Genomic DNA, 12148 nt, shown 5'->3' with positions numbered 1-12148 from the left:
ACAGCAACGCTAGGTTCATTTTTAAGGAGTGCAGCCTCTAGGGCTAGAGTGAACACGCTTTGCCTTCTCATCTTCTTTACTTTTCTTAAACTTTGCGCCGACTTGAGAACGGCATGCAAATGGTTATTGTCGTTACAGTTAGGGAGTAGGGTGCATTTTGGCGTGTAACTGCCATAGTTGCTCTTTTTTCAGCGAAGCTGCCCATCCCGATTGCGGTCTAGCCTTTCACAATTTTTAACAAACAACGATCCAACGGCATAGTATAAACATAGAGGTTGAGAAAGTTACTAGAAAACGGATGCGGTTTATACAAGCGTCCAGATGAGTTAAATTTCTCGATCGTTTAAGAAATGTAACTTTTCTCCCGCTTCTTTTTTGGAAGAGCAAGAAACATTTCGTCGGTCTCCATCCACTGAGTTTGCTTGTTTCTCTCTGCTCAGGCAGATTGACTTCTAAGCTTAATTTGGTCTGGTTGTGACCTGAGCCATCCTCGACTAAACCCATTAGGAGATTGAAGTTTATGTTGGACGCATTTGCAAAAGTGGTTTCCCAAGCTGACGCACGAGGCGACTACCTCAGCGCTTCGCAGTTGGATGCCCTCAGCGCTATGGTCGCAGATGGCAACAAGCGCATGGACACCGTGAACCGCATTACTAGCAATTCGTCTGCAATCGTTGCTAACGCGGCTCGTTCACTGTTTGAAGAACAGCCTGGTCTGATTGCACCCGGTGGCAACGCTTACACCAACCGCCGTATGGCAGCTTGCTTGCGCGATATGGAAATTATCCTCCGCTACATTACCTATTCAATCTTTTCGGGTGATGCCAGCATTCTCGAAGATCGTTGCCTCAATGGCTTGCGCGAAACCTACCAAGCGCTAGGCGTTCCCGGTGGTTCCGTTGCAGCTGGTGTGCACAAGATGAAGGATGCTGCCCTGGCGATCGCAGGCGACCAAAATGGCGTGACCAAAGGCGATTGCTCCAGCCTGATGAGTGAAGTTAGTAGCTACTTTGACAAGGCTGCTGCTGCCGTCTCTTAGTCAAGTACACAGCCTTTTTTCGATTAGCCTCTGATCGCGATTATCATCAGAGGCACCCGCAAGACAAGCCTATTTTGGAGATTATTTGACGATGAAGACCCCTTTAACCGAAGCAGTCGCTGCTGCTGATTCTCAAGGACGCTTTCTTAGCTCCACCGAACTTCAAAGCGCCTTTGGTCGTTTCCGTCAGGCTTCTGCCGGTCTAGAAGCTGCTAAAGCACTAACCTCAAAAGCCTCCTCGTTGTCTTCTGGCGCTGCTAACGCGGTGTACAGCAAGTTCCCCTACACCACACAAATGCAGGGTCCCAACTACGCGGCTGACCAACGTGGTAAGGACAAGTGCGTGCGTGACATCGGTTACTACCTTCGCATGGTTACCTACTGCCTAGTTGTAGGTGGTACAGGTCCCATGGATGACTATTTGATTGCTGGTGTTGCTGAAATCAACCGCACCTTTGATCTGTCTCCTAGCTGGTATATCGAAGCGTTGAAGTACATCAAAGCTAACCACGGTTTGAGTGGTGATCCTGCTGTTGAAGCAAACTCCTACATTGACTACGCCATCAATGCATTGAGCTAGTCTCTAATGCTTCTGCCCGGAGAGATGCATAGCAGCCGCTTAAGGTTGTTCATCACTCCGGGCATTGCTTTTTTAAAGTGAGCTTACCAAGACGCTCTTTCGCCGACCTTTCGTTTCGATCGATATGGATGACGAGTCTGTCATAAAAAGTGATAGTTCACTGACTGTGGAACAAGCGATCGCTAACCTGCAAGGCGAAGACTTGGGCTTGCGGGTCTATGCCGCGTGGTGGATTGGTCGGTTTCGGGTCAACGACCCAGAAGCCATTGCCGTGTTAATCGCCGCTTTAGATGACGAGGACGATCGGACGACGGTTGGTGGCTATCCGCTACGGCGTAATGCAGCGAGGGCATTGGGTAAACTGGGCGATCGTCGAGCCGTCCCAGCGCTAGTGCGAGCTTTAGAATGTTCTGATTTCTATGTGCGGGAAGCAGCGGCACAGGCGTTAGAGGCGTTAGGTGATGCATCGTGCCTGCCCCGCTTAATTGAGTTGCTTAACAACCAAGTGCCCGGAACGTTGCCAGCACTAGAACCGCCTCAGCTAACTCAACCATTTGAAGCCATTCTAGAGGCATTAGGCGCGTTGGGCGCAACTGCGGCGATTCCTGACATCCTGCCGTTTTTAGAGCATGATATTCCTCGGATTCAGTATGCTGCTGCACGAGCCATGTATCAACTCACGCCTAGTCCTGAAGCCCAGCAGTATGGCAATCGCTTGGTGCAAGCTCTCTCTAACAAGGAATTGCAACTCCGCCGCACCGTCCTGACCGATTTGGGAGCGATCGGGTATTTACCTGCTGCCGATGCGATCGCACAAACCCCGGCAGAAAACAGTCTGAAGCTGATTGCCCTCAAGGGCTTATTGGAAAAACAACTCCAGCACACTACGCCGCCTCACTTGACCGATGGCGCAATGAAAGTCATGACCTTAATGGACGAATTACTGTAGCCGATGCTCTTAGCAGACGACGTTGATGTAAGGCGAGATACTTTGCCCTCATTCTAAGCTTCAGCAACGCCAAAATGACGTTAGCGTTACAGCACCAAGAGCGGCACCTAACTCCAGTGCTTTTATTGCTAGAAGCAGCAATGTCTTGCAGAAAGAGCGAGAATAAAATCAGCAGACTTTATGGCTCCTTTTCTCCGTCATGACTGATCACCTTTCTACCTTGATTCAGGCTGTAGAAGACGCAGATTCTTCTTATCGTTTGTTAGCCGCCGTCCAAGAGCTGGCAGCAGCCCGTTTAGAAGGAGCCATTCCGACGCTGATCGCTGCTCTGAGCTATAACAATCCAGGGGCGGCAGTAGCAGCAGTAGATGGGTTAATTCAACTAGGCGAACCCTCTATACCGGCTCTTTTGGAGCAACTGGATCTTCATAATTACACCGCTAGAGCCTGGGCTATTCGTGCTCTGGCAGGCATTGGCGATCCGAGAGGCTTAGTCACCTTGCTAGGAGTGGCGACGGCTGATTTTTCGCCCAGCGTGCGACGGGCAGCAGCCAGGGGACTGGGGATGATGAAGTGGCACTGGTTCCCAGATGATCTTCTAGAAATCGCTCAAGAAGAAGCACTGGAAGCCTTGCTTTTTGTCGCACAACAGGATGAAGAATGGGTGGTGCGCTATGCTGCCATCATGGGTTTACAAGCTTTGGCAAGGGCGATTGCCGCAACGCATCCAGATTGGCGATCGCGCATTCAGTCGCACCTTGAGCAAATTGCCGCCAATGATGAAAACTGGGCAGTGCGGGCGCGCATCTGGATGGCACAGCAGCACCTCCAAACGGAAGCAACGCCTACACCAGCGGTTGTAGCGAAGCCTTCACCCCTGTCGGCAACAGATTGGCAGACTATTTTAGAGAAACTGTACGATCGCAAAAAGCAAGAGAAACTTGTGTTAGCAGAAGGCGATCCACGCCGCTATCGTGACTTGGCAGCGTCTATAGCTCAACCATCTGACGGTGTTCAGGTTTGAAGCAGGATCATGCTGTTGATCGTATTGCACCTATTGAAGAGGTTGAAGAGCATGAGCCAACCTATATCAATGCTTGATCGTTGTTATTCCCATCAGTCAAAAACTTAAAATAGGAAAGCATTTGCGTAGTCAGTGAACCGCTATTACCATAACAGCGTTGGTAACTCGACCAATAAAGTCGATCAAGCACCGCTTCTAATTATGGGTAAACAACGCTTCAGGCTTACTACGCAAAGCTCGACGCATTTGCAACGTCTTACGGTTGCAAGCTTTAGCATTAAGTTTTTGCAACAGTATAGTGGGCTTTCTACCATAACTTGGTAGTGGATCGCACAAGACCAAGTTATTGTCACAACCGCGCAAAAACCGAAAAATCCATAGTCAGTAGATGAGCATAATAAAACGATTAGTCCCTACAGCCCAACCATTAGTGCCCTTGCTAATAACGAAGTGCAAAAGCAATAATGAGTTGCAGGAAGGGAGCTTGGGGTGCCCCTGAATAGAGACTTCACCTACTCCCTCCTAGAAGTATTCTTAGTTTCGGGACATCTAGCTACTTAGCTAAGCGCATTGATGATGTAGTCGAGGTACGAATTAGCCTCAACGGCTCCATCTCCACTTAAGCCATGATTTGCCTTGATGTATTTAAGTGCTTCGAGATACCAACTGGGCGATAGCTCAAAGGTGCGGTTGATTTCAGCCAGTCCGCTAATCAAATAATCATCGATCGGTCCTGTGCCGCCTACTACTAGAGCGTAGGTAACAATCCGCAGGTAGTAGCCAATATCCCGTACACACTTTGCTTTGCCAGTCGAGCTAGACGCATAGTTCGGACCATCCAACTGAGTAGTGTAGGGAAACTTCTGATACACAGCCGCCGCCGCCGCTTCCGCCAAACCTGGTGCCTTTTGAGAGAGTGCCTTTGCGGCTTCTAAGCTGACAGTTGCCTGCCGGAAGCGACCAAATGCCACCTGGATCTCGGTGCTACCCAGATAGCGACCTTGTGAATCAGCAGCAGCAACTGCTTCAGTTAACGGAGTCTTACTCATTGACTTTATGATCTCCTAATTTCTTTTACATCTTTTACAAACGATGGACTGAGTAACCTACTTGCAGGTAGGTCATCCGTCTCAGCAACCTGATTGTTCGTTAATGTCTTCATCCCAGTGGCATCAGCAAAGAGGGTTTAACCAACTGCCGCTGCTGCGCGATCGAAATAGGATGCAACTTCTGAAATAATGGCGCTACAGTCACCTTTGGTAATGCCATTTGGGTCATCCGCAAGCGCGATCGATGCTTCTTTCAACTTTTGAATGCCAACTGCCACAGAAGCCCCCGGAGTGCCTAAAGCTAGATAGGTTTCCCGTAAACCATTCAAGGCACGGTCTTCCAGAATACTGGCATCACCGGTAAAAATGGCGTAGGTCACATAGCGTAGGATGATGTCCAAATCTCGTACACAGGCAGCAGCACGGCGGCTTGTATAAGCATTGCCTCCAGGTGCAATCAGTTGAGGTTGTTCAGCAAATAAGGAACGAGCGGCGTTAGCAACAATAGCAGAGGCATTGCTAGAAATCCGATTAACAACATCAACCCGTTTGTTGCCATCTCTTACTAAACCCAGTAGAGCATCCAACTGAGAGGCAGGCAGGTATTCTCCCCGCGCATCAAACTGAGCAACAACCTTAGAAAAGGCATCTTGCACCATCGTTTTCAATCTCCTGAATATTGATTAATTGAGGCTGCGGAAGAACTTAATAGAGAAGGTAGGGAGTCTTGTCTTAATCTTTTTCAAGCCAATTACCATGCTTGTCAAGAATCTGATTTGGACTAAAAAGTTTAAAATCCAAACTTTACGGTAGTGCAAACTGCACCTAAAGCGAGCCTTTTCTCATGTAGCTTGATCAAGGATCATGATTGTCAAAGAAAAAGATACTAAAAGCGCGCTCGAAGCTGAGCCACAACCTTGCTCCCTTTACTCAAAGCCCTTACAAGAATTTTTATACAATGGCTATTCAGGGTTTTTTATTAAAAAATATTTAGAGATGCCTCATTCAATTTGTATTATTTTTGATGCTATTTTTAGCCACTTTTCACTCATAATCACAAACCAAATCAAGAGTGGCTTTTCTTATTTAGTATTTCCCAAGCGCCTTCAGGGTATAGGTATAGCGGTTTTATATTGTTAGGAAAACCCTTAGGAAACTCGCTTAAATTTAATGTTTAATACCTATGGTTTCACATCAGAAAAATTGTATTAACCAAAAAATCGTGACATTATATACAAGGCGCTTGTAACCCTGGTTACTTCGTCTTTGTTGGTTATTTTCAAATCTTAACAATGCTAGTTCAGCAGAAAAATCAAGGGCAAAGACTACTACTGTCAACTAATAAGCAATCTATATAGTTTTGTATAAACTGTACTTGACAAAATTTATGGCAGTAAGAAAGCTCAAGAGAAGCTACTGCCAGATTGTTATTAACAGGATTGAGAAAATTGGCGATCGCGCTCAGTCACACGCCTAAAAAGCATTGCTTAAGCAAAACAAATTGTCGGGGGTACCCAACGAAACAGATAATCGCGCGAATAGAGTGACAAGCTGAAGCTGATGCTGGATAGATCTCTAAATACTAGGCAGATGGCGTCAAGAGGATGATTTGTTGCCGCTGTAGCGATCGCACATCTTCTAGCCTGGCTCCGCTCAACGGCAACAGTTCCTCAACCGTTTTTTGCTGCGTTTGGTTGCCATCACAGGCACGCAAGAACTTCCACTCTGCGTCATCCAGGTCAACTACCTGATAATCGTAATTAAAAAATTGCCGACTCTCGCGCCAACCTTGAATGCAAGGGCTGGGTTCTGGTTTCGCTGCCAGCAGTTCCGCATCTATTGACCAGTCTTGCCGGGGCAGAGGGGCACGTGCCAAAAAGAATTCGTAGTGAGTAATTGCCTGTGGATCGAGTAGCTCAATCAAGCGATAGCGCTCACGATCGCTCAACCCGTGCGATCGCTGCATAAGTGCCGGTGCGTTCGCCAGCAATCGTTCCAAAGACCAAACCTGCGGATTGGAAAAGCCAACAAACTCTAACCCAGAGGCATCAATTAACTCAAAGACCGTCTGGATGTTGTAATCAATCTCCTGCGGATGCACGTACATATCAGCAAAGTAGCCATCGCGCTGATTTTCCCAAGACCAGCGTTCCTGTTCCCGTTTGCGGAGTCGGTTATCCTCAGGCAACGCCGCAAATAGTTGTCGCCCTACTGAAACGCCATCCGTATAATCACCCCGTTTATCTCCCTGCAACAGCGCGATCGCCTCTTGCATCAACTTAATTTCCCATCGTCCCAACTCGCCATACACAAAGATATGTAGCAAGCCCCCTGGTGCCAACTTTTTTGCCAATGCCTGAATGCCGCGAATAGGGTCAGGCGTGTGATGCAGCACTCCCACACAGTTGATGAGATCAAACTCTCCGGGCAGTTGCTCAGCATCAAACAAACTGAGGTGATGAAATTCCACCCGCGTTGCCTTCGACTTGTGACAACGCTCTTTTGCCACCGCTAGCGCTCCAGCGCTCAGGTCAATGCCCACCACGCTGGCTTCTGGGTTAAGATGCACCAGATATTCGGTTCCTACACCCGTCCCACAGCCTGCATCCAAAATTCGCGCTGTTTGATGGGCGGGCTTTTGCCCCGTACAAAAGTTGTAGGCTGACAGCCAATTCCAGCGCCAGTTATAGCCCGGAGGCGGTTCATCCAACAATGGCTCGGGCGGAAAGGGATAGGTATTGTAGAGCTTGGCAACAGCGGCACTGATAGCTTGAGAGTCGGACATGACTGGTCTTAACGTTGGATGGAGTGGTAAACCCAGCTACCATTGTCCCACATCGCTTGATGGCGGCAGCGCTATTGAAGAACTGATCAAAATGGCGATCGTTAGACTCACGCCTCTAGTTGCCAGCGCTAGTTGGATCGTTATTCAGCACAAAATTTTGCTCTTTAGGAACTGCCCCTCTAGGGCTTCTGGGGTAGCAGCCACCGCCCGATCGACATCGTCACTCAGCAACCGCTTTGCTCATAACGCTTAAAGCTGCTTAGACGTTTTCGATCGCCCACTCCGAGCTAAAATCACGTCGTTTTGTGTAGCGATACGGACCCAAAACTGCTCCCCACGTTGCTTTCTGCGTTTCAACATCAATGCCCTTGTCATAACTCTCAAACGTCTGGGCGCGTACCGCAAACCCAAGCTGCACCTGAGACTGTTTGCCCTGATACGAGAAGAGACACTGTGAACCGGGCAGGGGTTGAGCCGTAAAGCTCTCTGCATCCTGCTGTGTAATTTTGAGGATACAGCCAGGTAAATAGTCGAGTTGCTCCAACGTGATTGCGTTCAAAAACTCTGGTTTCAGCCCTGCGCCGATCGCAGCTGTTGGGTTTTTAAACGCATAGTAATGTGCTTGCAGTGGCGCTTCGGCATCATCAACTTGCCTGAGTCGTATTAAGCGCTGACGGTATGCCTGCTCTGGATACAGCACATTCGCTTGCTCGGCAAAGAGCGTCAAGCTGTCCTCGCGAAAGAGCGGCACGGGACGCTGCCACATGCGTAGATGAACGTACCAGGCAGGATCACCGATCGCCTGTTCGCGGTTATCAAATTCGCCTGCCATAGAGCGAGCAAGCGTAATCAGGGCGGGAGAAAGGGGCATAGAGCGTCACTTTAAAGGGGCTAGCCGCAGCCTTAGGTGTAGGAAAGGATAAAGGAGTGCTTCAGTAGCGTATGTAAGTGGCAAAGGTCATCAAACATCAAAAAGTCCCGGTAGGAAGCCTAGCCGAGACTTTAACAAAGCAATTTTAACAGCGCCAAGGATGTTTCAAGATTTATAGGACGTTGCCAAACAAAAATGCCCAGAGTACCCCAGCTACACCAACAGCCAGCAGCAGGTTTGTGAAAAATTGACCGGCTTCAGCATTGAACCCAAGGGCTTTATCTTCGTTACCAGCGGTGAAGAAGAGTGACCAAGCTTGATTGGTGCTAATAACTTCAGCTTGGCTATTGAAATCCGGTCTAAAGACAACGGGTTTAAGCGAAAGATTATTTGTGATGTCGAAGTCAGTTTTCATCTTGTAGTTTCCTCTATTAAACGTTTGCTCGATGACCAGTTTGTTCAACCTGTCGGTTAAGAATTTTTATAAACCTGTCAGCCAGCCAATCACGCCATGCCCGGTGGCAATTTCTAGCACTAAAAGCGAAACAAACCCAATCATGGCTAACCGTCCGTTCAACATCTCAGCGTGTTCGTTAAACCCAAATTGCTGTGTGTCGTCAGCATACATTTTGGGTTCTACAGCATATACATTTGCACGTCCACCTTCTTCAATCACTTGTCCACGAATCATGATGCTGTACCTCGCAATTAATCTTATGTAAAAGAATATAACATAATGTAAACAATTGTTGCAACAACCTTGACATCTGAGTTCGTTGCGGTCAGCCAAATTAGGTGTAAGCCACGTAAGAAGGCTCTGTTCTGGATAGACACTCCCTAGAGACAGGAACTGGTAGGGGCGATCGCTCTTTTCTGGCACGACCAACCGTTTTCGATCGCATCGCTTGAGTTTAAGCACTGCTTTCGCTATGATGCGAACTGCTGACATTTAATCTCAATAGTTTCGCGCTCTATTGAGGACTTGCTGCTTAAATCAATCATTTTTCTGACCAGTTGAGGATCTACGATGAGCATGAAAAGACGGACGTTCTTGGCTTCTGGTGCTGCAATCACAGCGGTTGCGGCTCACCAAGCCTGGAACTCAATGAGTGGCGTTGCACAAAGCGGTAAAGTCCTTAATCTCTACTCAGCACGGCATTATGATGCTGACAATCAAGTTTACGAAGGCTTCTTTAAAAAGACTGGCATTAAGGTGAATCTCGTCGAAGCGCCAGCAGATAAATTAATTGAGCGTGTCAAGAGTGAGGGGGCAAATAGCCCTGCCGATGTCATCATTACGGTTGATGCAGGCAATCTGTGGCGCATCCGGCAGGAAGATCTGCTGCAAAAAGTTCCCACTGGTAGTGCTCTCTACACCAACGTTGCTGCAAATTTGCGAGACCCAGATGGTTACTGGTTTGGCTTTACAAAGCGCGCCCGCGTCATCGTTTACAACAAAGCACGAGTCAGACCCACCGAGATTACCCGTTACGAAGACTTAGCAGAGGCAAAATGGCGCGGCAAGGTGCTAGTGCGCTCGTCTGGCAATGTGTATAACCAATCGCTTGTTGGCTCCATCATGGCAGCCTTGGGCGAAGCAAAAGCAGAGGCATGGACAAAAGGAGTCGTGGCAAACTTTGCCCGTAAGCCTGAGGGCAATGATACGTCGCAAATTAAAGCAGTGGCAGCAGGCATTGGCGATCTCACACTTGCCAATACGTATTACCTGGCACGGCTTGCCAAATCAAGCAAGGCAGAAGATCGTGAGATTGCCAGCAAAGTAGGGGTGCTTTTCCCTAACCAGCGCGATCGTGGTACCCATGTCAATATTAGTGGTGGCGGCATTGCGAAGAATGCGCCCAACCGAGACGCAGCCATCCAGTATCTGGAATATCTGGCAAGCCCAGAGGCACAGCAGATTTTTGCAGGGAGCAATTATGAATATCCCGTGCGGCGAGGCGTGACGAAAGATGCAGTCTTGACCAGTTTTGGGAGTTTCAAGGAAGATAAGCTAAACGCAAGTATCTTCGGTGAAAAGAACCGTGTAGCACTGCAATTGATGGATCGGGCTGGCTGGGCATAGCGATGAGTGTCAGGGACGATCGCATCATCAATGCTGATCGCCCTGTACCATTTGCCAACTGAGCAACACTACGGGCAACAAGCCGACGACCACGATCGCTAGGGCTGGAGCGGCGGCTTCTGCTAACCGCTCGTCTGATGCCAGATTGTAAACGCGAATCGCCAGCGTATCGAAGTTGAAGGGACGCACAATCAACGTCGCTGGCAATTCTTTCATCACATCAACGAACACCAAAATTAAACCAGTGAGCAAGCCACCGCGCACCAGCGGCAAATGTATTTTCTTTAAGGTGCTGACAGTGCCACAGCCCAGACAGCGTGCGGCATCATCAAGGCTCGGCTTCACACGCTCCAGGCTCGATTCTACTGCGCCAAACCCCACAGCCAAAAAGCGTACTAGATAGGCAAACACTAGCGCCGCGATCGTTCCGCTTAACAGCAGTCCGGTCGAAACGCCAAACGTGCTACGGCTCCAGGCATCTACCGTATTATCAAACTGACCCAACGGTACTAAAATGCCAACTGCGATCACGGCTCCGGGCACTGCATAGCCCAAAGTAGCAACTTGAGTTGCCCAGCGGTTGGCAGGACGCAGCCGTTGCCCATAGGCAAGGATGATAGCTAGCAGTACGGCGATCGCCGCCGTTAGCAGTGACAGCAGCAGACTATGGCGAGCAAACTCCCAAAAGCTGTTGCTCGTATTCTGTACAATTGCCTCACTGGAACCCGCTGCGCTGGGAAAGTCAGCATCAGCACGCGAGTCTGCTCCTGCTGCACTGTTGCCGAATCCCATTAACTGTACCAGCACCCCCGCAGGCACCAGGAAGCCCAGAAGAATGGGCAGCACGCAGGCTACGATCGCCAGCAGACTGTGCCACCTAGAGAGCACATAGCGAGGCACCGTTCGTCCCTGCCTCGCATTTTGAAAATAGCGCTGCTGCTGACGCGAGAGCCGTTCCAGCGCAATCAAGCCAAAAATAAAGAGCAGGAGTAACGCTGCTAGCTGCGATGCTGCCAACCGTTCGCCCATGTTAAACCAGGTGCGATAAATGCCAGTGGTAAACGTGGGCACTGAGAAAAACTCAACCGTGCCAAAGTCATTAAGCGTTTCCATCAATGCCAGCGATAAACCTGCCACGATCGCCGGACGCGCCAATGGTAAGGCGACCATCCTAAAGCTACGCCAGGGATTGCAACCCAGATTGCGGCTGGCTTCCAGCAGGCTACTAGATTGGGTGAGAAACGCCGATCGCGCTAACAAATACACATAGGGATATAGAACTAACGTCAGCATCACGATCGCCCCTGGCAGCGATCGCACATTAGGAAACCAGTAATCCTGAACTGTCTCCCAGCCAAACCATTGCCGCAACTGAGTTTGAATGGGTCCGTAATATTCCAGCAGTTCTGTATAGGTATACGCCAGGATATAGGCAGGAGCAGCAAGGGGGAGCAGCAGCGCCGACTCAAACAAGCGTCGTCCTGGAAAGTAACAGAGCGTCACCAACCAGGCAGTGCCGACCCCGATAAAGGCAGTACCCATGCCCACTCCTAGCATTAACCCTAGAGAATTGCCGACATAAGTGCCTAGAACGGTAGTTGCCAAATGCTGCCAGATCGATCGCGCATCAACAAAGGTGCTGCTTAACACGACCCAAAGCGGCAGCGATAACAGGAATGCTATCAATAAAGTGCTAACAGTCCAGCCATCCCAATGGGGCAGCGAAAAGCGGTTAGTGGATGACTGAGACAGCGGCGATCGCATACAG

The 12148-nt window shown here is 49.2% G+C and carries 14 protein-coding genes; 7 read left to right on the top strand and 7 right to left on the bottom strand.

Going from position 1 to position 12148, the window contains the following annotated elements; all coding sequences use genetic code 11:
- Positions 1-520: 520 nt before the first annotated feature.
- From H6F86_RS30285 to H6F86_RS30270, 4 genes are all read left to right on the top strand, one after another.
- A complete protein-coding gene (locus tag H6F86_RS30285) occupies positions 521-1039 on the top strand; it encodes a phycocyanin subunit beta (RefSeq protein ID WP_190455048.1) in 519 nt (172 codons plus the stop codon).
- A 91-nt stretch (positions 1040-1130) separates the two neighbouring features.
- Positions 1131-1619, top strand: coding sequence for a phycocyanin subunit alpha (gene cpcA, locus H6F86_RS30280; protein WP_190455044.1), 489 nt, complete (start codon positions 1131-1133; stop codon positions 1617-1619).
- Positions 1620-1743: 124 nt separating this feature from the next.
- Positions 1744-2568, top strand: a complete 825-nt coding sequence (locus tag H6F86_RS30275; protein WP_190455039.1) for a HEAT repeat domain-containing protein — start codon at positions 1744-1746, stop codon at positions 2566-2568.
- A gap of 199 nt (positions 2569-2767) precedes the next feature.
- Entirely contained in the window at positions 2768-3592 is an 825-nt protein-coding gene (locus tag H6F86_RS30270) for a HEAT repeat domain-containing protein (protein ID WP_190455036.1), read from the top strand.
- A gap of 557 nt (positions 3593-4149) precedes the next feature.
- Here the strand turns inward: H6F86_RS30270 and cpcA (H6F86_RS30265) are convergent.
- Both cpcA (H6F86_RS30265) and H6F86_RS30260 read right to left on the bottom strand, forming a co-directional pair.
- Positions 4150-4641: a phycocyanin subunit alpha gene (cpcA, locus tag H6F86_RS30265; RefSeq protein ID WP_190455034.1), complete on the bottom strand. Its 492-nt coding sequence runs from the start codon at positions 4639-4641 to the stop codon at positions 4150-4152.
- Between the two features lie 137 nt (positions 4642-4778).
- Entirely contained in the window at positions 4779-5297 is a 519-nt protein-coding gene (locus H6F86_RS30260; RefSeq protein ID WP_347241450.1) for a phycocyanin subunit beta, read from the bottom strand.
- Between the two features lie 208 nt (positions 5298-5505).
- Between H6F86_RS30260 and H6F86_RS30255 the strand changes: the two genes are divergently transcribed.
- Entirely contained in the window at positions 5506-5781 is a 276-nt protein-coding gene (locus H6F86_RS30255; protein WP_190455028.1) for a hypothetical protein, read from the top strand.
- A 442-nt stretch (positions 5782-6223) separates the two neighbouring features.
- On the opposite strand, the gene H6F86_RS30250 is transcribed toward H6F86_RS30255, so the two are convergent.
- A complete protein-coding gene (locus H6F86_RS30250) occupies positions 6224-7426 on the bottom strand; it encodes a class I SAM-dependent methyltransferase (protein ID WP_190455025.1) in 1203 nt (400 codons plus the stop codon).
- Between H6F86_RS30250 and H6F86_RS30245 the strand changes: the two genes are divergently transcribed.
- Entirely contained in the window at positions 7425-7679 is a 255-nt protein-coding gene (locus H6F86_RS30245; RefSeq protein ID WP_190455022.1) for a hypothetical protein, read from the top strand. The genes H6F86_RS30250 and H6F86_RS30245 overlap by 2 nt on opposite strands.
- 6 nt (positions 7680-7685) lie before the next feature.
- Here H6F86_RS30245 and H6F86_RS30240 read toward each other — a convergent pair whose 3' ends face one another.
- The 3 genes from H6F86_RS30240 to H6F86_RS30230 all read right to left on the bottom strand — a co-directional run bounded on the left by H6F86_RS30240 (position 7686) and on the right by H6F86_RS30230 (position 8988).
- A complete protein-coding gene (locus H6F86_RS30240) occupies positions 7686-8297 on the bottom strand; it encodes a chromophore lyase CpcT/CpeT (RefSeq protein ID WP_190455019.1) in 612 nt (203 codons plus the stop codon).
- Between the two features lie 172 nt (positions 8298-8469).
- A complete protein-coding gene (locus H6F86_RS30235) occupies positions 8470-8712 on the bottom strand; it encodes a hypothetical protein (protein WP_190455016.1) in 243 nt (80 codons plus the stop codon).
- A gap of 66 nt (positions 8713-8778) precedes the next feature.
- Positions 8779-8988 (bottom strand): chlorophyll a/b-binding protein, encoded by a 210-nt coding sequence (locus tag H6F86_RS30230; RefSeq protein WP_190455013.1) that lies wholly within the window; start codon positions 8986-8988, stop codon positions 8779-8781.
- Between the two features lie 342 nt (positions 8989-9330).
- Between H6F86_RS30230 and H6F86_RS30225 the strand changes: the two genes are divergently transcribed.
- Positions 9331-10380 carry a Fe(3+) ABC transporter substrate-binding protein gene (locus H6F86_RS30225; protein WP_347241409.1) on the top strand — a complete coding sequence of 350 codons (1050 nt, stop codon included), beginning with the start codon at positions 9331-9333 and terminating at the stop codon, positions 10378-10380.
- A gap of 27 nt (positions 10381-10407) precedes the next feature.
- Here H6F86_RS30225 and H6F86_RS30220 read toward each other — a convergent pair whose 3' ends face one another.
- Positions 10408-12144 (bottom strand): iron ABC transporter permease, encoded by a 1737-nt coding sequence (locus H6F86_RS30220; protein ID WP_190455376.1) that lies wholly within the window; start codon positions 12142-12144, stop codon positions 10408-10410.
- Positions 12145-12148: the final 4 nt, after the last annotated feature.

Origin of the sequence: Phormidium sp. FACHB-592, assembly GCF_014695795.1 — a bacterium.
In the GTDB taxonomy this organism is placed as follows: Bacteria; Cyanobacteriota; Cyanobacteriia; order Leptolyngbyales; family Leptolyngbyaceae; genus Stenomitos.
Note: the sequence above shows the minus strand (reverse complement) of the source record. Positions and strands in the feature narration are given on the sequence as shown.

Excerpts from the sequence above, each read along its gene's own strand:
- H6F86_RS30245 (WP_190455022.1), top strand. The coding sequence starts at position 7,425 with ATGACTGGTCTTAACGTTGGATGGAGTGGTAAACCCAGCTACCATTGT.
- H6F86_RS30270 (WP_190455036.1), top strand. The coding sequence starts at position 2,768 with ATGACTGATCACCTTTCTACCTTGATTCAGGCTGTAGAAGACGCAGAT.
- H6F86_RS30220 (WP_190455376.1), bottom strand. The coding sequence starts at position 12,144 with ATGCGATCGCCGCTGTCTCAGTCATCCACTAACCGCTTTTCGCTGCCC.
- H6F86_RS30255 (WP_190455028.1), top strand. The coding sequence starts at position 5,506 with ATGATTGTCAAAGAAAAAGATACTAAAAGCGCGCTCGAAGCTGAGCCA.
- H6F86_RS30250 (WP_190455025.1), bottom strand. The coding sequence starts at position 7,426 with ATGTCCGACTCTCAAGCTATCAGTGCCGCTGTTGCCAAGCTCTACAAT.
- H6F86_RS30275 (WP_190455039.1), top strand. The coding sequence starts at position 1,744 with ATGGATGACGAGTCTGTCATAAAAAGTGATAGTTCACTGACTGTGGAA.
- H6F86_RS30230 (WP_190455013.1), bottom strand. The coding sequence starts at position 8,988 with ATGATTCGTGGACAAGTGATTGAAGAAGGTGGACGTGCAAATGTATAT.
- H6F86_RS30240 (WP_190455019.1), bottom strand. The coding sequence starts at position 8,297 with ATGCCCCTTTCTCCCGCCCTGATTACGCTTGCTCGCTCTATGGCAGGC.
- cpcA (WP_190455034.1), bottom strand. The coding sequence starts at position 4,641 with ATGAGTAAGACTCCGTTAACTGAAGCAGTTGCTGCTGCTGATTCACAA.
- H6F86_RS30235 (WP_190455016.1), bottom strand. The coding sequence starts at position 8,712 with ATGAAAACTGACTTCGACATCACAAATAATCTTTCGCTTAAACCCGTT.
- cpcA (WP_190455044.1), top strand. The coding sequence starts at position 1,131 with ATGAAGACCCCTTTAACCGAAGCAGTCGCTGCTGCTGATTCTCAAGGA.
- H6F86_RS30225 (WP_347241409.1), top strand. The coding sequence starts at position 9,331 with ATGAAAAGACGGACGTTCTTGGCTTCTGGTGCTGCAATCACAGCGGTT.
- H6F86_RS30285 (WP_190455048.1), top strand. The coding sequence starts at position 521 with ATGTTGGACGCATTTGCAAAAGTGGTTTCCCAAGCTGACGCACGAGGC.